Source organism: Rhizobium sp. NLR10b, from assembly GCF_019685435.1.
GTDB lineage: Bacteria > Pseudomonadota > Alphaproteobacteria > Rhizobiales > Rhizobiaceae > Rhizobium.
Genome location: NZ_JABDWV010000008.1, coordinates 283928 through 301297 on the forward strand (window position 1 = coordinate 283928; position 17370 = coordinate 301297).

The 17370-nt window shown below is 61.0% G+C and carries 15 protein-coding genes and 4 pseudogenes; 15 read left to right on the forward strand and 4 right to left on the reverse strand.

The features are described 5' to 3' along the window. Position 1 precedes the first annotated feature (1 nt). The 5 genes from HJB91_RS15920 to HJB91_RS15940 are packed head-to-tail and all read left to right on the forward strand — an operon-like array spanning position 2 to position 4884. The gene (locus HJB91_RS15920) at positions 2–1093 is read left to right on the forward strand and encodes a phosphotriesterase (protein ID WP_221127814.1); all 1092 of its coding nucleotides are present in this window, start codon (positions 2–4) and stop codon (positions 1091–1093) included. A gap of 28 nt (positions 1094–1121) precedes the next feature. Further along, positions 1122–1886, forward strand: a complete 765-nt coding sequence (locus HJB91_RS15925; RefSeq protein WP_221140750.1) for a glutamine amidotransferase — start codon at positions 1122–1124, stop codon at positions 1884–1886. Between the two features lie 18 nt (positions 1887–1904). Beyond that, positions 1905–2810, forward strand: coding sequence for a ribokinase (locus HJB91_RS15930; RefSeq protein ID WP_221155336.1), 906 nt, complete (start codon positions 1905–1907; stop codon positions 2808–2810). Positions 2811–2815: 5 nt separating this feature from the next. After that, on the forward strand, positions 2816–3649 hold the full coding sequence (locus tag HJB91_RS15935) for a BtpA/SgcQ family protein (RefSeq protein ID WP_183704896.1): 834 nt from the start codon (positions 2816–2818) through the stop codon (positions 3647–3649). After that, positions 3646–4884 carry a Zn-dependent hydrolase gene (locus tag HJB91_RS15940; protein ID WP_221155337.1) on the forward strand — a complete coding sequence of 413 codons (1239 nt, stop codon included), beginning with the start codon at positions 3646–3648 and terminating at the stop codon, positions 4882–4884. Before HJB91_RS15935 ends, HJB91_RS15940 begins: the two co-directional genes overlap by 4 nt. Positions 4885–5191: 307 nt before the next feature. On the opposite strand, the gene HJB91_RS15945 is transcribed toward HJB91_RS15940, so the two are convergent. Continuing rightward, on the reverse strand, positions 5192–5917 hold the full coding sequence (locus HJB91_RS15945; RefSeq protein WP_221155338.1) for a DUF2726 domain-containing protein: 726 nt from the start codon (positions 5915–5917) through the stop codon (positions 5192–5194). Positions 5918–6115: 198 nt separating this feature from the next. Between HJB91_RS15945 and HJB91_RS15950 the strand changes: the two genes are divergently transcribed. The 5 genes and pseudogenes from HJB91_RS15950 to HJB91_RS15970 form a co-directional block, all read left to right on the forward strand. Beyond that, a complete protein-coding gene (locus tag HJB91_RS15950) occupies positions 6116–6547 on the forward strand; it encodes a SyrB2 regulator (protein WP_221155339.1) in 432 nt (143 codons plus the stop codon). Between the two features lie 160 nt (positions 6548–6707). After that, entirely contained in the window at positions 6708–7295 is a 588-nt protein-coding gene (locus tag HJB91_RS15955; RefSeq protein WP_221155340.1) for a hypothetical protein, read from the forward strand. Between the two features lie 33 nt (positions 7296–7328). Next, the gene (locus HJB91_RS15960) at positions 7329–7904 is read left to right on the forward strand and encodes a hypothetical protein (RefSeq protein WP_221155341.1); all 576 of its coding nucleotides are present in this window, start codon (positions 7329–7331) and stop codon (positions 7902–7904) included. Between the two features lie 279 nt (positions 7905–8183). Beyond that, positions 8184–8741: a hypothetical protein gene (locus tag HJB91_RS15965; protein ID WP_221155342.1), complete on the forward strand. Its 558-nt coding sequence runs from the start codon at positions 8184–8186 to the stop codon at positions 8739–8741. Between the two features lie 275 nt (positions 8742–9016). Then, positions 9017–9453 (forward strand): annotated as a pseudogene (locus HJB91_RS15970) (SOS response-associated peptidase family protein); the annotation flags it as partial. On the opposite strand, the gene dinB reads toward HJB91_RS15970, so the two are convergent. After that, entirely contained in the window at positions 9450–10541 is a 1092-nt protein-coding gene (gene dinB, locus HJB91_RS15975; protein ID WP_221155348.1) for a DNA polymerase IV, read from the reverse strand. The pseudogene HJB91_RS15970 and the gene dinB overlap by 4 nt on opposite strands. A 3-nt stretch (positions 10542–10544) precedes the next feature. Continuing rightward, on the reverse strand, positions 10545–10805 hold the full coding sequence (locus HJB91_RS15980; protein ID WP_221155350.1) for a hypothetical protein: 261 nt from the start codon (positions 10803–10805) through the stop codon (positions 10545–10547). Between the two features lie 174 nt (positions 10806–10979). On the opposite strand from HJB91_RS15980, the gene HJB91_RS15985 reads away from it, so the two are divergent. Genes HJB91_RS15985 through HJB91_RS15995 form a run of 3 tightly spaced genes read left to right on the forward strand, consistent with a single transcriptional unit; the run spans position 10980 to position 16433 of the window. Then, the gene (locus HJB91_RS15985) at positions 10980–11741 is read left to right on the forward strand and encodes an ImuA family protein (RefSeq protein ID WP_221155352.1); all 762 of its coding nucleotides are present in this window, start codon (positions 10980–10982) and stop codon (positions 11739–11741) included. Next, positions 11662–13176 carry a DNA polymerase Y family protein gene (locus HJB91_RS15990; protein ID WP_221155353.1) on the forward strand — a complete coding sequence of 505 codons (1515 nt, stop codon included), beginning with the start codon at positions 11662–11664 and terminating at the stop codon, positions 13174–13176. The genes HJB91_RS15985 and HJB91_RS15990 overlap by 80 nt, the downstream gene beginning before the upstream one ends. Then, entirely contained in the window at positions 13176–16433 is a 3258-nt protein-coding gene (locus tag HJB91_RS15995; protein WP_221155370.1) for an error-prone DNA polymerase, read from the forward strand. The genes HJB91_RS15990 and HJB91_RS15995 overlap by 1 nt, the downstream gene beginning before the upstream one ends. A gap of 80 nt (positions 16434–16513) precedes the next feature. Here the strand turns inward: HJB91_RS15995 and HJB91_RS30760 are convergent. Continuing rightward, positions 16514–16779: pseudogene (locus HJB91_RS30760) on the reverse strand (LysR family transcriptional regulator); the annotation flags it as partial. On the opposite strand from HJB91_RS30760, the pseudogene HJB91_RS16000 reads away from it, so the two are divergent. Beyond that, positions 16780–16860, forward strand: a pseudogene (locus HJB91_RS16000) (Atu4866 domain-containing protein); the annotation flags it as partial. A 199-nt stretch (positions 16861–17059) separates the two neighbouring features. Beyond that, a pseudogene (locus tag HJB91_RS30765) lies at positions 17060–17206 on the forward strand (AraC family transcriptional regulator); the annotation flags it as partial. Positions 17207–17370: the final 164 nt, after the last annotated feature.

Consider the following 17370-nt stretch of genomic DNA (forward strand, 5'->3'; position numbering starts at 1 on the left):
AATGCTCGATGACCTCTTCAAGGACGCGCTGAAAGCGCGCCAGCCCATCGGGGTGAATTCCGGCGCTGCCATGACCGTCACCGGCCCCGTGCCGGTGGAGGATCTCGGCGTAACGCTGATGCACGAGCACATCTTCCTTGATGGCGCGACCAGCTGGATCTGCCCCTGCCATCCGGACGAAAAGGCAATCGCCGAACAGAAGGTCTCGATCGAGATCATCGGCGAGTTGCGCATGAACCCCTATATGAACCGGGACAATGTCTCGCTCGACGACGGGGATCTGGCGCTTGGGGAGCTCAAGCGGTTCCAGGCGCTCGGCGGCTGTACCGTAGTCGAAACGACCAATTTCGGCATCGGCCGTGATGCGGCAGGACTTGCCCGCATCGCGCGCATGTCGGGGCTGCGGATCATCATGGGCACCGGCTTCTATCTGGAGCACACCCATCCCGACTGGCTGAAAGCCATGGACGTCGATGCGGTGACGCAGTTCATCGTCGATGATGTCGGTGGCGGCGAGACGCAGCCCCAGATCATGGCCGGCATTATCGGTGAGGTTGGCGTCAGCCGGAATTTCACCGCCGAGGAGGAGAAGTCGCTTCGTGCTTCGGCGCGGGCGTCGCGCATCACCGGCCTGCCGCTCTCCGTCCATCTGCCGGGCTGGGAGCGCCTGGCGCATCGCGTGCTCGACATTGTGGAAGAAGAGGGCGCGGATCTGCGCCACACCGTCCTTTGTCATATGAACCCCAGCCATAATGATCTCGATTACCAGATGGCATTGGCCAAGCGCGGTGCTTTCCTGGAATACGACATGATCGGCATGGATTATTATTATGCCGATCAGGACGCCCAGTCGCCGTCCGACGAGGAGAATGCCCGTGCCATCGCCGCCCTCATCGACAAGGGTTTCGGCGACCGGCTGCTTCTGTCGCAGGATGTGTTCCTGAAGATCATGCTGACGCGCTACGGCGGCTTTGGCTACGGCTACATCCTCAAGCACTTCCTGCCGCGGCTGAAGCGCCATGGCGTCGATCAGGCGGCTATCGACCGCATGCTGATCGACAACCCGAAATCCGTCTTTTCCGCCATCGCCTAAGCGCTGGCCCATCGTTCAAGGAGTTTCCATGACCAAGAAAAAAGTGCTGCTCGCCGGCGAATCCTGGGTGTCGACTGCCACCCACATCAAGGGTTTCGACCAGTTCCCGACCGTGACCTACCACACCGGCGCGGACGAATTGCTGAAGGCCCTGAAGGATAGCCCCTTCGACGTTACCTTCATGCCGGCGCACGAGGCGCAGAAGGAGTTTCCGAGCACGCTCGAAGGCCTTCAGGCCTATGACGCCATCGTGCTTTCGGATATCGGCGCCAACACGCTGCTTCTGCATCCCGATACCTGGATCCACTCGCGCCGGACGCCCAACCGCCTGAAATTGCTGCGCGACTACGTTGCCCAGGGCGGTGCGCTCCTGATGTTCGGTGGCTATTATTCGTTCCAGGGCATCAATGGCGGCGCGCGCTTCCGCAACACCGCGGTCGAAGAAGTGCTGCCGGTGGCCTGCCTTCCCGTCGATGATCGTGTCGAGGTGCCGGAGGGCTTTACGCCGATTGTTTCGGGCGATGCTTCGCATCCGATCCTTTCGGGCATTTCCGGCGAGTTCCCTTATCTGCTTGGCTTCAACGAAGTGACGCTGAAGGAAGGGGCAAACCAGCTCATGACCGTTTCCTCGGAATATGGTTCGTTGCCGCTGCTCGTCACGGGGACCTACCGCGAAGGCCGCTCGCTCGTCTGGACGTCGGATGTCGGCCCGCACTGGCTGCCGCCGGAATTCATCGCCTGGCCGGGCTACAAGACCCTGTTCGAGCAGATGCTCGCCTGGGCAACGGACTGAACGGAAGGTCCTGAGGCCATGACCATCCATGTCGTCGGCAATGTCTGCGTCGATGCGAGCTTTCGCCTGGAGCGGCTGCCGCAGCCGGGCGAAACGCTGAACGCAACGGCTGCCGGCGAAGGCCTGGGCGGCAAGGGGGCAAACCAGGCCGTCGCTGCCGCCCGGACAGGGGCGTCGGTCACGCTCTGGGCGCCTCTGGGACGGGACGCGGCCGGCGACGGGATGGAAAGCCTGCTTTCCGCGGAGATGTCCGACCTGCGCCTCTCGCGCCTGGACCTGCCCAGCGACCGCTCGGTGATCTTGATCGATCGCCACGGCGAGAACGTCATCGTCACCGCCGCCGCCTGCGCAGAGGGATTCGATCCGCTGACAATGAGCCCGATCGTATCGACCTGGCGCGCCGGCGACATGCTGCTGATGCAAGGCAACCTCGGTGCCGATGTGACAGCGCAATGCCTGAAGGCGGCGCACGCAGCCGGACTGCTCACGGTTTTCAATCCGAGCCCGCTCTCTGCCGAAGCGCTGGATCTGGCGGCGGTATCGCTTCTGATCGTCAATCGCCCAGAGGCCGAGGCCTTGACCGGCGAGACCGCTCCCGAGCGCGCCGCCGACCGCTTGCGCGCGATGGGAGCCCCCACCGTCATCGTGACGCTCGGCTCAGAAGGTGCCTTCGTTCTGGATGCCTCTTCCCGGCTCCAGATCCCGGCTAAAAAACGTCAGGCCGTGGATGCGAGCGGAGCCGGCGATTGTTTTGCCGGAACCTTGGCGGGGCTTCTCGCGCAGCGCGTCCCTGTTTCCGATGCCGCAAGACTTGCAACACGGGCGGCGGGTCTAGCTGTCGGCCGTGCCGGTACCCTCGCCTCTTTCCCCACCTCGGCAGACCTAGCCGCCCTTACAAAGACATTGAAACTGGAAAACGTGTGATCGCCATGAGCAACCCTATCGGACGGCAGGACAAAGACACACTGAGGACGCTTTTCGGGCGCGACAAGCCGGTGATCGGTGTGGTGCATCTGATGCCATTGCCGGGGGCGCCACGCTATGACGATGAAGGCGTCGAGACGATCTACGAGCGCGGTCTTTCAGATGCACGCGCCTACCTTTCGGGCGGCTGCGACGCTGTCATCGTCGAGAACCACGGCGATGTTCCGTTTGCCAAGCCTGATGATATCGGCCCCGAGACATCAGCGCATATGGCCGTTGTCGCGGATCGCATCCGCCGCGAGCTCGGTCGCCCGATCGGCATCAATGTGCTCGCCAATGCGGCGATCCCGGCGCTTGCCATCGCGTCTGCCTCGTCAGCATCCTTCATTCGCGTCAACCAGTGGGCCAATGCCTATATTGCGAACGAGGGGTTTGTGGAGGGAGAATCGGCACGCGCCATGCGCTACCGTGCCCATCTTCGCGCCCGTGGCGTCCGCATCTTTGCCGATGCCCACGTCAAGCATGGGGCGCATGCCATCGTGGCGGATCGGCCGGTCGAAGAACAGGTCAAGGATCTCGTCTTCTTCGATGCCGATGTCGTCATCGCCACCGGCCAGCGCACCGGCCACGCTGCCGATCTCGGTTATATCAGCATGATCAAGGAGGCGGCGTCGCTGCCTACACTGGTGGGCAGCGGCGTCACGCATGATAATGCCAACGATATTCTGTCCGTCGCGGACGGCGTGATCATTGCAAGCGCCCTTAAATACGATGGCGTCTGGTGGAATGCGGTTGAGCTCGAGCGGGTCAAGCGGTTCATTGCAGGCCTTGGCCGATGACCCGGAAGCCGGATGTCAACGCCGCGCGCCTGCTCGCGTCTGTCGCCGATTTCGCAGCGATCGGCGCGACGCCTGCCGGTGGTGTCAACAGGCAGGCTTTGAGCATCGAAGACCGTGCGGCGCGCCGGCTGCTCGCTGAGCGAGCGCTTGCCCGCGGCTTCACCGTCTTCCAGGATGATATCGCCAATCTGTTCATTCGACGGGAGGGCCGGGATGCTTCCCTGCCACCGATCCTCATCGGCAGCCACCTCGACAGCCAGCCGACTGGTGGCCGTTTCGATGGCGCTCTCGGCACGCTCAGTGCTTTCGAGGTGCTCGAAGCGCTGAGCGACGCCGGCATCGAAACCGACCGTGCCGTCGAAGTCGTCGCCTTCACCAATGAGGAAGGTAGCCGCTATTCGCCGGGTTGCATGGGATCCATGGCCTTTGCGGGGGTAGGAACTATGGCGGACTGGGAGCCAATACATGCGACGGACGGCCCGAAGCTGGCCGATGAGCTGGCGGCAACGCTCGCAGCACTGCCTGAAGCTGCGTTGCGACCAACAGGCCATGCTATTTCCGCCTTTGTCGAACTGCATATCGAACAAGGCCCGATCCTCGAGCAGGAGGACGTGCCCATCGGTGTCGTCACGGCGGTGCAGGGCACGAAATGGCTTGAAGTTGTCTTCTCCGGTGTGGCCGCGCATGCCGGCACGACGCCGCTTGAATTCCGCAAGGACCCCATGGGTGCGGCAGCCGCCGCAATCGCAAGCCTTCAATCGGCGGTCATGCCTGCGGACCCCGAGGCACGGCTGACGGTTGGCCGCATTGCTGCCGAGCCAGGTTCCATCAACGTTATCCCCCGTTCTGTTACCTTCACCGTCGATATCCGCCATCCGGACGCCGCTATCCTTGCTGCGATGGACCAGCATGTGCGAAAGGAATGCGAGGCCGCTGGCGCCCGCTGGGACTGTGACGTTAGCGTCAGCCAGCGCGTCAACATGGCGCCAGGCCGCTTTTCACCAGCTATTACAGGGGCAATCGAGAAGGCCTGCCAAGCTCTCGGTCTCAAGAGCCGCCAAATGGTTTCCGGTGCTTTTCACGATGCGCTGTTCATAAACCGCGTAGCTCCAACAGCCATGATCTTTGTTCCGTGTCGCCATGGCATCAGCCATAACGAGGCGGAGTTCGTAACTGACGCGCATATGATTTCAGGTGCCCGGGTGTTGCTAAACGTGGTCGAAGCGCTGGACTAGCGCCTATCGTTGTTTCGTAGATGGGACCTTTGGATTGACTCGCCCAACGCTCCCCTAGAGTTAAGCTCAAACGCCTTTTGAGGTGGAACGGTTGGCAATGGGTCGGTGGACGTTTTAGTTCTTGCCCTCTTTGCGGGCGAGCACGCCGTCTCCCCTCGATCGCTCCGTGGCTGGCCGGAAAAAGATTTTCGCAAACGGCCTGGAGATCGGAGATCATCTCGTTTGCGCCTCCACACCATCAAGACCAGGAGACGGTTCCGTCCGCTCGAAGCGGCTCGGCCATCCCGGCATGAGTAACGGGAGCGCGTTAGCTGGCAATCGGTTTGTCCACCAGCTTTTCGACCAATCGCCTGAGTTCCGATGGGGTCGTTTGCCCAGCCACCACCTCGTGGTACCCGACCCCGGCTCGTCGAAGCGCCTCCTTCTTGACCGCATCGCGTGCGGCCGCGGTGCCTCGATGGTGTCCTCCGCCCTGATATTCGATGACATGCCGCGGTTGGCAATTGCTGTCCACGAGCAGTAAGTCGACACGCTTGGAGTTGATGCAACGGTAGGCGTCCACATCGGTGCTTCGGAGGATTTCGCCCAACGACACCTGCGCCATGACCTGCCAGGAGGAATTGCAGCCGATTACGATGCTGTCGAGTTCGCGAAACACGCGGGCTTCGCTCTTGTTCAGCAATGGCTGAATGGTGAAGTTCGAGCGCATCACGATACGCAGTTGATCCGCCGGGTCGACCGGTTTCAATAACTGCGGAGCTGGCACCGGACGCCAAGGTCGCAACAGAATGCGCTCATTGCTGCGTTTCTTCTCGGGACGCGACCTGTTTCTCTCCTGCCGGGCTTGTTTTCTCGTCGTTGGTAGGAGCTGCTCAACGGCCATGCCGATGACGAGGCCGACAAAAAGCGCGGCAATCAGCAGTTCTGGCTTGTCGAGATCCGCAACAGTTATACCGCCCGACGCGCCTACTGCGGCAATTCCGATGATAAGCCAAGGCGCCACGAACAGCACCGACCTTTGGCGATAGTGCATGCCCCTCTCCAGATTTCCCGCCAGCATAGTAGAGCGCATGCCTGACTTGCGAAAAGTTAGCCAAAAGAACTAGGGCCACAGGCGGTCAAGTAACACGCTGTCGAATTCATGATATTAGGCAGGCGATAACCGTAGCGCCTTTGTTGACTCCGTCTTTCACCCAGTTGAAAAGAGACATGGCTATAGAGGAGAGGTCTGATGGCTGAAGAGAATAATACCGGCGCCGTTGCTGCGGTCGCGGAAACGAATGCGCCTGTAAAAGCGGACGTTAAGAAGAAGCGTGCGCCGCGTCGTCAAAAGCAAGCTGCCGAACCGGCTTCTGCCGTGTCGGAAGCGGTGACCGAACAATTGCCGGCGGCGGGTGCGGCAAAACCTGTTGGACGGGGCAGGGGAAGAAAGCCGGGGTCGATCGAGGCGAAGCCTTCCGATACCAAGGGCACCCTCAAGGGCAGAGGAAGAAATAAAACCGCCAAGCCTGCCGAGCAAACGGCAAAGGCATCCGCGCCGGTGATTGATGAGCTGGAAGATCTGATCCAGCTTGAAGAAGAGAACAAGCGCTTGCGCAAATTGCTGGCGGACAAGCTACGCCAGGAAAATACCGATCTGCGCAAACGGCTCGGACTGGATTGACCAGCGCTCAGACATGTAGGTCGGCCGCCATCGGCTTCAGCCACCGCATCTTCAGCAGAAAAATAGTCGCCGGGCGCCTCCATCGTGCCGGGCCGACCTGCGAGTGGGGACAGGGCGCTACGCAGCATCGCAGCCCCGGCTTGATCGAGGTGAAATACCGATGAAAACACCGTGGAAATTCCTCGTCGATTTGACGTCGCGGCGTCGAGCGGCAAAAGGGCTCGAGAGTTCCATCGGGCATGATACGAATCCCGCTCTCGATTATCAGGCGGAGCAGACGCCGGCACTTCCTTCAACCGAAGTCACTACCTCTGCGGATGACGACGAGGTTGTTCCGGTCGAGCAGGTGGCATCAGATTCGAATGGGCTGGAAGGCGATCGCGATGCAGCGCAGGCATTGGCACCGCCGGTCGTTGGTGACGAGGTTTTGACACCCTCACCAAGCGAAGCGCATCGTGCAGTTGAAAGCGTCGATGAGCCAGTCGAGACAAATTCGAAGTCTCGGACAAGGTCTCCGCACCGCCGCGGTGAGCGGAGGATGGGAGCCCAGGCTAACACAGGCGCGCGGGCCGGTGTCGTGACACATGAAGGTCAAGGCGTGCCTCGGTCGTCTGCGCGCGACGCGTTCTTCGACGATGCGGCAAGCCTTGATGAGGACATCAAAAAACTGAAAAGAGAGCTCGGCCGGAAGCTCCAGCTGCAGAACGCCCAGCTCAAGACGATGCTGAAACGGTTCGACGTCAATTGAGCTTGGCATAGAATTTAGAGGTCTAATACCAATATGAAAACGCCACAGCGGAAGTTCGTCGTCGAATTCAAATCAGGTCGCCGGCGAACGGCCACCCCGACAAATTCGATCTGGGGAAACACCGATATCGAGGCCTTTGTCCGTCAAGCCGAGACGGAAGCGCCGCACCTGTTCGAACCCAAGAAGGAATTGGACGCTGTCTGCGAACCCGGCGAAATTGCGCAGGACCGAGAGCCAGCAAATCAGCTCGATCAGGGCGACGAGGCCGGCAACCAGTCCCAGTTTGCCGCTTCTTTGCTCGAACCGGTGCCAAGCGACCCATTGCAAAGCCAACACGATCACGTTGGCACCATCGCGCAGTCGAAAAGACAGTCGACCAAAAGGCCGGCTCGAAAAGCGGCGACGCGCATTGGCAATAACCGCTCAGGAAAACATGCCAATGGCGCAAGCGGCGAGAACCGCAAAGGACCTTTCGCAGTCGAAGCACCAGTTGATGAACTGGCTGCGCTTGATGCGGAAAACAGACGCCTCAAGGCGCTGCTGATACAGCAACTCCACCAGGAAAACCTGCAGCTTCGAAGGATGCTCGAGCGATTCGGCGTCGTCTGACCTCATCGCAAGTTCGCCAAATGTGGCGACCAAAGTCCCCTTCGCGCCGAGCGCCTATGCTTCAGTGTATGTGATTCCGGTTTGCTGACGTCCTGTTGCCACTTGCACGAAGAATTGCTGGGTGAGCAGTTCGGTCCTTCAACTGCGAGCGATCGAACGTCGAGTCCTTTGATCAGCTTGCCGACAAGCCCGAAAACTATGAGGCGGTGTCTCGTGTTCTCTCGAAGCGACTGACTGAATTTTCTCAAGTCACGTCTGATTGAAAGAGGAGAAACATATATGGAATCGAACAGGATCTACTTCGAAGGTAATCCCTGGCCAGAGGGACATCCAATCAAAGAGCTTTTATGGTCAGCAAAAGAGATCGACGGAGAGGTGTGGTTCGACATTCATCTCGAGTCGGCAAATTACAATTCAGAGCGCGATATAAAGGATAAGGAAAGCTCGAACTACACCAGCGACTGGGACGCGCCTTACTCTTGGGAAAACTATCAATCCTGCATATTGTCGTCGGATGACTGGCACAATGGCGGATTTAGAATCTGCTCCAAGGATGAATATACACCGGAGTTTCTCGATGGCCTCGAATTGCTGATTGACCCCCACCCGGAAACGATAACAGACCGGAATGATTTCGCGTTTCAGATATACCTGCTCGGCCATGATACGGTTGCCAAGCATAAAATCAAATTCGACCGGATCGGCAATTCCAATCGTTTCAAGATCACGTGGTTTGGCAAGATCGCACGAACGTACGTTGGAGACCACGATTTCAAGTACAATTTTTCGGTCATGGTGACATCGGCTGATTTTCCTCAGCTGCCCGAAACACTATGATTTCAGCCGGCAAAACGATTTGGGTGTTCTTGTATTGCTCATCGGCAGTTTTGGATCAACTTCGGCAGAATCCGGAAGGCCCCTGCCTGGGCGGGATGTCGATCGAACTCAAACGATTCGCTTGTTGGAGGCCACGCCTGCTCCGTGCGCCGAGGTCTCGTTCGGTCTAATTTCAGTGGCGCTATCGCACCCGTACCTTGAGACTCTCGCCAATTCGTCCCGGGGCAATCACCGAGCGAAGCCGAGCGGCTTAGAGGGATTCGCGGCAAGCGCGCAGAAGAGCTGCTTGCGATGTGGAGATGGTGGAACTGCCGTGGGGCTGCGCCCCCGCGACCGCGATGCGCGTGCCGTGAACGTCCTTCGATCGGAGGGGAGGACGTTTCCGACCCACCGCTGTCTGGTACCAGCCTCGGAGTTTCGCCACAGGAGCTTCAGCTTCTCGCTCGTCAATGGCGACTGGTTCTACTTCGCGGGGATTTTGCGCCCGGCGATCGAGGACTGGCCGGAGGCCTACGCCATCCTGACGATCGAGGCGAATGCCGATCTCGCGCCCCTTCACGACCGACAGATGGCGGTGCTGACTCGGGATCAGCGCCTGGCGTGGCTCGACGGAGTTGTGTCCGAGGACGAGATCCTCCGTCCATTGCCAGCAGGGACTTTCCGGGTCAGACGCCACTCGACCGATCCTGTCCAGGCAACGCTGGCGGTCTAAAGCGCCAACCGCAACTGCGGCATCGCTCCAGAGGTCTGCCGTTCCAGTGATGACAGCGAGACGCCGAGCAGGCGGATTCCCTTGCGCGGCGGAAAGATGGGCGCGAGAAGCAGGCCGACCACGTCCTCGAGATCGCCGATCGTTTGCAGAGGTGCCGCAACCGTCTTGCTGCGGGTGATCTGGCTGAAGTCGGCATACTTGACCTTGAGCGTCACCGTCTTGGCGCCGATTTCATTGGCCTCGCAGTAACCCCAGACTTTCTCGATCAGCGGCTGAAGTCCTTCGCGTGCCGGCTCGAAAGAGTGGATGTCCTCGGAGAACGTGTCTTCTGCGCCGACGGATTTGCGCACCCGGTCCGGCTTGACCTGTCGATTGTCGATGCCGCGGGCGATCCCATAGAAATACGGCCCAGACTTCCCGAAATGTTCGACCAAGAACTCGAGCGTTTTCCCCTTGAGGTCTGCGCCAGTCTCAATACCGAGCCTATGCATCTTTTCGGCCGTTGCCGGTCCGACGCCATGGAATTTCTTGACGGGGAGGGCCTCGACGAAGGCCGGCCCGTTCTTCGGCGTGATGACAGCCTGGCCATTGGGCTTGTTCAGGTCGGATGCCATCTTGGCGAGGAACTTGTTGTAGGAAATCCCGGCCGAAGCATTGAGGCCGCTGACCTGCTTGATCTTCGCCCTGATCTCCTGGGCGATCTCGGTGGCGATCTTCATGCCCTTCAGGTTTTCCGTGACATCGAGATAGGCCTCGTCGAGCGACAGCGGCTCGATCATCGGTGTGTATTCGGCGAAGATCGCGCGAATCTGCAACGAGACCGCTTTGTAGACGTCAAAGCGAGGTCTGACGAAGATGAGGTCGGGGCATTTGCGCTTCGCGGTCACCGAAGGCATCGCCGAGTGAACGCCGAACTTGCGTGCCTCGTAGCTGGCGGCAGCCACCACGCCGCGGGCGGCAGGATAGCCGACGGCAACCGGTAGGCCCCTGAGTTCCGGATTGTCGCGCTGCTCGACCGACGCATAAAAGGCATCCATGTCGATGTGAACGATCTTACGCGGCCGCTCGCTGCCTTCGTCGTTTGTCATCGCCTAGCTTCCATCAGGTCCCTCAGCCAAACATGGGAAGTACGCGCCGCATTTGTCACCCTCCGGCGTCTGCATGCGCTCGCAGCCCATTGCCATGCGGCGGCGGATCACAGCGAAGGTCATGCTGGCTCCAAACACTTTCACCAACAGCTTGCGTTCAAGCGTACAGTGGCGATCGCATTGCGGACAGATGAATTCAATGATCGGCTCACGACGATCCCTCAGTCTCGGATCCAGATCCTCGATAGGCTCCAGTCGCGCCATGTGAAAAAATTCCCATTCACGCCATCGAATTGAATCCGTTCACGGATTTTCTCCATAGGCACTATCGTTCAACTTCCGCGCGGCACATGCGCATTGACTCATTTTCGCTTTTAGAACAAATACAGAACATATTTCATCATCTCAAGCCGAAAACGGGTTGCCGTAAAGGAGATCATGACCGCAGCCGTCGCTACTTCGAATGCCGTTCTCGACGAGTTGCGCGAGAAAATCGCCACCCTAGAAGGGGTAGGCTCGCGCAAACGCAGTGTTTTGCCGTTTGGGGTGCCGGAGCTTGACGCGCAGCTGCCGGGAGGTGGGCTCGCCTATGGCGCGCTGCACGAAGTGGCCGGCGGCGGCAATGGGGCGATCGACGGGGCGGCGGCAGCACTCTTCATCGGCGGCATCGCCGCTCGCACGAGCGGCAAGGTGTTCTGGTGTCTCACCCGCTTCGATCTTTTCTTTCCCGCCCTTGCTCAGGTCGGGCTCCATCCCGACCGCGTCATCTTCGTCGAATGCGACAAGGACGAGACGGTGCTCGCAAGCTTCGAGGAGGCGTTGCGTCATGGCGGATTGGGCGCCGTCGTCGCCGAACTGGTGCGCCTGCCGATGACGGCCTCGCGCCGGCTGCAACTCGCGGCGGAAAAGTCGGGCACGCTCGGCCTGGTGATCCGCCGCTGGCGGCGCCAGACAGAAGCGTCGGATTTCGGCATGCCGACGGCGGCGGCAACCCGCTGGCGGATCTCGGTGCTGCCGTCCGAGCCGTTGCCGGTCGCCGGTGTCGGGCGGGCGCGTTGGCTGGCGGAGCTGATGCGGGTCAAAGCTGGGGAGGGAGGCGAATTCATCATCGGAGCATGTGATGGCCAGGGTCGTATCTGTCTTTCTTTCGACACTGCCGACCGACCGGATCAGGCGGGACGATCCTTCGCTATCGGTTGAAACGCCGCTGGTGGTGATCGCCAGGAGTGGTTCGAAGCGATGGATTGCCGCGGCTGATCTGGCAGCGACCAAACTCGGCCTTCGTCTCGGCACGCCGGCGGCCAAGGCGCAGGCATTGGTCCAAGGCCTGATGATGATCGATGCGGATCCGGCAGCCGATCTCGCGGCGCTGGAACGGCTGACACTCTGGGCATTGTCACAATACTCTCCTGTCGTTGCCATGGATCCTCCTGATGGCATCGTCATGGACATCGAAGGCGCCGATCATCTTCAGGGCGGCGAGGAATTGATGCTGTCCGGCCTCGTCAACCGTCTGCGCGGCCGGGGTCTCGGAGCGCGAGCGGCAGTCGCAGACAGCTGGGGCGCGGCGCATGCGCTCGCCAGAACCACCGATCGTGAGACGATCATCATCCCACGCGGCGAGACCGGCAGGGCTGCGAGTGGGTTGCCGCTGTCGTCGCTGCGGCTGCCGGCGGAAACCGTTGCGAGCCTTCGAACCCTCGGTTTCGCCACGGTCGGCGATCTCGCCGCCATGCCACGGGCGCCGCTGACGCTGCGCTTCGGGCGGGAGGTCGGGCGCCGTCTCGACCAGATGTTCGGCCGACTTGCCGAGCCGATCGATCCGATCCGGCCGGCTGACCTTGTCGAGGTCCACAAATCATTCGCCGAGCCGATCGGCGCGCCGGAGACGATCGAGAAATATGTGAGCCGCCTCGTGCGGCAGCTCTGTCTCGAGCTCGAGAAGCGCGGACTTGGCGTTCGACGCGCCGATCTCATCGTGCACCGCGTCGACAACACGCTTCAGTCGCTCCGCGCCGGTACGGCCAAGCCGGTCCGCGATATCGCCTGGCTGACGAAACTCTTCCGCGATCGGATCGAGAGGATCGAGCCTGGCTTTGGCATCGAAAAGCTGTGTCTGGCCGCGATCATCGCCGAGCCGCTGATCGAGGCGCAGTCGGCGTCGTCGCTCATCGAGGAGCAGGTGACCGATGTGACGCCGCTCATCGATGTGCTCGGCAATCGCGGCGGCCAGCGGATTTTCCGGGTGGCCCCGGTGGCGAGCGACGTCCCGGAGCGCAGCGTCCGGCGGATCGCGCCGACGGCGGCGGAAGACGGCGCCACCTGGCCGCTGCACTGGCCGCGGCCGTCGCGCCTTTTGCCCCATCCCGAACTGATAGAAGTGATTGCGCTTCTGCCGGATCATCCGCCGGTCTCGTTTACCTGGCGCGGCAAGCGGCGCCGTGTGAAGCGCGCCGACGGCCCGGAGCGGATTTTTGGCGAATGGTGGCGAAGCAGCGCTGAATGGATCGCGGTGCGGGACTATTTCGTAGTGGAGGATGAAATCGGTGAGCGCTTCTGGATCTTCCGATCGGGCGATGGCGTCGATGCGGACACCGGATCGCACAAATGGTTCCTGCACGGAGTGTTTGCGTGATGCGCTACGCCGAGCTTCAGGTCACGACGCACTTCTCCTTCCTCCGCGGCGCGAGCTCGGCGAACGAGCTGTTCGCGACCGCAAAGCTCATGGGAATTGAGGCGATCGGGGTCGTCGACCGCAACAGCCTCGCCGGTATCGTGCGAGCGCTGGAGGCATCGCGCGCCACGGGCCTGCGGCTTGTCGTCGGCTGCCGGCTCGATCTGGCCGACGGCATGTCGGTGCTCGTCTATCCCACCGATCGCGCCGCTTATTCGCGGCTGACGCGGCTTCTGACCTTGGGCAAGGGTCGGGGCGGGAAGGCCAACTGTATCCTGCACCTCGACGATGTCGCGCTCTATGCCGCAGGCCTGGTCGGCGTCCTTGTACCGGACATGCCGGACGACACCTGCGCCGTGCAGCTCAGGAAGATGGCGGAAGTCTTCGGTGATCGTGCCTATGTTTCGCTTTGCCTGCGCCGGCGGCCCAACGATCAATTGCGTCTGCATGAGCTGTCGAGCCTGGCGGTCAAGCATCGGGTGAAGACCGTCATTACAAACGATGTGCTGTTTCACGAGCCGGGTCGGCGGCAGCTGCAGGATGTCGTCACCTGCATTCGGACCGGCACCACCATCGACGATGTCGGCTTCGAGCGCGAACGGCATGCCGACCGCTACCTCAAGCCGCCGGAAGAAATGGCGCGTCTGTTTCCGCGGTACCCGGAAGCGCTGGCGCGAACGACGGAGATTGTTCAGCGCTGCAAATTCTCGCTCGAGGAGCTGGTCTATCAGTACCCCGAGGAAGCGCTGATCCCGGGTATGACCGCGCAGGAGTCGCTGGAGCATTATACCTGGGAGGGCGTCAGGACGCGTTATCCCGAAGGCCTGCCTAATCATGTCGAGAAGACCATCCGGCACGAACTCGCGCTGATCGAGACGATGCGCTACGCGCCTTACTTCCTCACCGTCTTCTCGATCGTCCGCTATGCCCGATCGCAGGGCATTCTCTGCCAGGGCCGAGGATCGGCGGCTAATTCCGCCGTCTGTTATGTGCTCGGTATCACCTCGATCGATCCCGACACCAACGATCTGCTCTTCGAACGGTTCGTCTCCCAGGAACGCGACGAGCCGCCTGACATCGATGTCGACTTCGAGCATGAGCGGCGTGAGGAGGTGATCCAGTGGATCTACAAGACCTATGGCCATGACAAGGCGGCACTCTGCTCGACCGTCACCCGCTATCGCGCCAAGGGCGCCATTCGCGATGTCGGCAAGGCACTGGGTCTGCCCGAGGACCTGATCAAGGCGCTCTCCTCCGGCCTCTGGTCCTGGTCGGAAGAGGTGGGTGAGCAACATGTGCGCGATCTCGGCCTCAATCCCGAGGACCGGCGTCTCGCGCTGACGTTGAAGCTTGCCGGGCAATTGATGGGCGCGCCACGGCATCTCGGCCAGCATCCCGGTGGCTTCGTGCTGACCCATGACAGGCTTGATGACCTGGTGCCGATCGAACCGGCGGCGATGGTCGACCGGCAGGTGATCGAGTGGGACAAGGACGATATCGAGGCGCTGAAATTCATGAAGGTTGACGTGCTGGCGCTCGGCATGCTGACCTGCATGGCCAAGGCCTTTGCGCTGATCGGAGGCCACAAGCATCAGGATCTCGATCTCGCCACGATACCGCAGGAGGATCCTGCGACCTATGCAATGATCCGCAAGGCCGACACGCTCGGCACCTTCCAGATCGAATCCCGCGCCCAGATGTCGATGCTGCCGCGCATGAAGCCGCGGACCTTCTACGATCTCGTCATCCAGGTGGCGATCGTCCGGCCCGGACCGATCCAGGGCGACATGGTGCATCCTTATCTGCGCCGGCGCGAAGGCAAGGAGAAGGTCGAATACCCCACACCTGAACTGGAGGCGGTGCTTCATAAGACGCTGGGCGTGCCGCTGTTTCAGGAGTCGGCGATGAAGGTGGCGATGGTCTGTGCGGGGTTTACCGGCGGTGAAGCCGACCAGCTGCGGAAATCCATGGCGACTTTCAAGTTCACCGGCGGGGTCTCACGGTTCAAGGACAAGCTTGTCTCGGGGATGGTACGGAACGGCTATTCACCGGAATTCGCCGAGAAGACATTTTCCCAGCTCGAAGGCTTCGGTTCCTATGGTTTCCCGGAAAGCCATGCCGCTTCCTTCGCGCTGATCGCCTATGCCTCCAACTATGTGAAATGCCATTTTCCGGACGTCTTTTGCGCTGCGCTCCTGAACTCACAGCCAATGGGCTTCTATGCGCCTGCGCAGATCGTCGCCGACGCGAGAAAGCACGGTGTCGAGATCCGTCCCGTCTGCATCAACCGCTCTCGCTGGGACTGCACGCTGGAACCGATCGAAGGCAGCAACCGGCATGCCGTTCGCCTTGGCATGCGTCTGGTGCGCGGCTTGGCGACTGCGGATGCAGCGCGCATCGTCGCCGCTCGAGCCGATGAGCACTTCGCCTCCGTCGACGACATGTGGCGGCGCTGCGGCGTGCCGGTCGCCTCGCTCGTCGAGCTTGCCGAAGCCGATGCCTGCCTGCCGTCTCTCCGTCTCGAGCGACGCGATGCGCTCTGGGCGATCAAGGCGCTACGCGACGAGCCGCTGCCCCTGTTCAGCGCTGCGGCAGAACGGGAGGCGATCGCCGAGCAGCAGGAGCCGGCAGTCGAGCTCAGGCAGATGACCGAAGGCCACAACGTCGTCGAGGATTACAGCCATACCGGCCTGACGCTCCGGCAGCATCCCTTGAGCTTCCTTCGCAGCGAACTCGCCAAACGTCGGATCGTGACCTGCGCCGAGGCCATGACGGCGCGCGACGGCCGATGGCTGATGGCGGCCGGCCTGGTGCTGGTGCGCCAGCGGCCGGGCTCGGCGAAGGGCGTGATGTTCATCACCATCGAGGACGAAACTGGTGTGGCGAATGTCGTCGTCTGGCCAAAACTCTTCGAGCGGTCCCGCCGCGTGGTGCTCGGCGCCAGCATGATGGCGATCAACGGCAGGATCCAGCGGGAAGGCGATGTGGTTCACCTGGTCGCCCAGCAGCTCTTCGATCTCTCCGCCGATCTGTCGAGCCTTGCCGAGCGCGACGGGGCATTCCGGCCGCCGACCGGCCGCGGCGACGAGTTCGCCCATGGCTCTCCAGGGATCCCGGATTCCCGCGGGCCACCGGTCCCGGGTGTTCGACCGAGGGATCTGTTCGTGCCGGATCTTCACATCGATACGCTGAAGATCAAGAGCCGGAATTTCCAGTAATCCTGAACGCAGACGACAGGGCCGGCGGTGCGGATCCTTTCAAGGCGAGGCCTTCAAACCCACGCTGCGCTCTTTACACCTCACGCTGCAATTTTAGCGACGCTTCCCTCGTTCGTCCGTAGCATCGCCTCGCGGATTTGCTGTCGCAACCATGCGCAGCCGAGATCGCTGTCCATTTGAAGCGGCCAGATCATTGCCACCGGTGGAAAGGAAAGCGCCAGCGGCACAGGGTTGACCTCAAGCCCCAACAACGGCCCGTAACGAAGCGCAATCCGTGATGATACGGTGGCAATCACCGCAATGACCGCGCCGTGGCCAATATCGACATGAAGTCTGGAGTTGCGGCCATACCGGCTTTAAGGCCGACGGCGATTTTGTCGATGGCGTTCTGTACCACGCGGGAATGGTTCTTTATCGCAGGCGTTAGAGCCGATTTAACGAGGCCGGCCTGATCAGAGCCGGCCTGATCTTTTTAAAGTTCTCTGCTATTTAAAGGGCGGTTATCCGTTTGTAGTGAGCGCCCCGAAATGGTGGATACTGAAACATCCCGTCAACAGGCTCCACTCTCGCTCCCGGCAGCCCCGCGAAATCCCGGCGATCAAACAGCAACTGTATCTGACCGCGACGAAGTTGTTGCGAGGCCTGAGCGGACCTCTCCGCTTGGGCTTGAACAGTATATTGCCGGTCGCATGCTTGTGAGTGGCGATAGCCCCGCGTGGACTGATCTGTTCGTGAAGGTCTACTCGCGCCTGATGAACCAAGAGTATCCGTTTTGATCAAGCGGCTTTTGGTGTCCATTTTTGGTTTTTCCGCAGGAGTGCGTTTGCCAGCAGGATGATCTTTCGCATGATGGCTGTGATGGCGACCTTCGGCGGCTTGCCGGCTTTGATGAGGAGGTCGTATTTGGCGCTGAGTTCCGGGTTGAAGCGGCATGCAA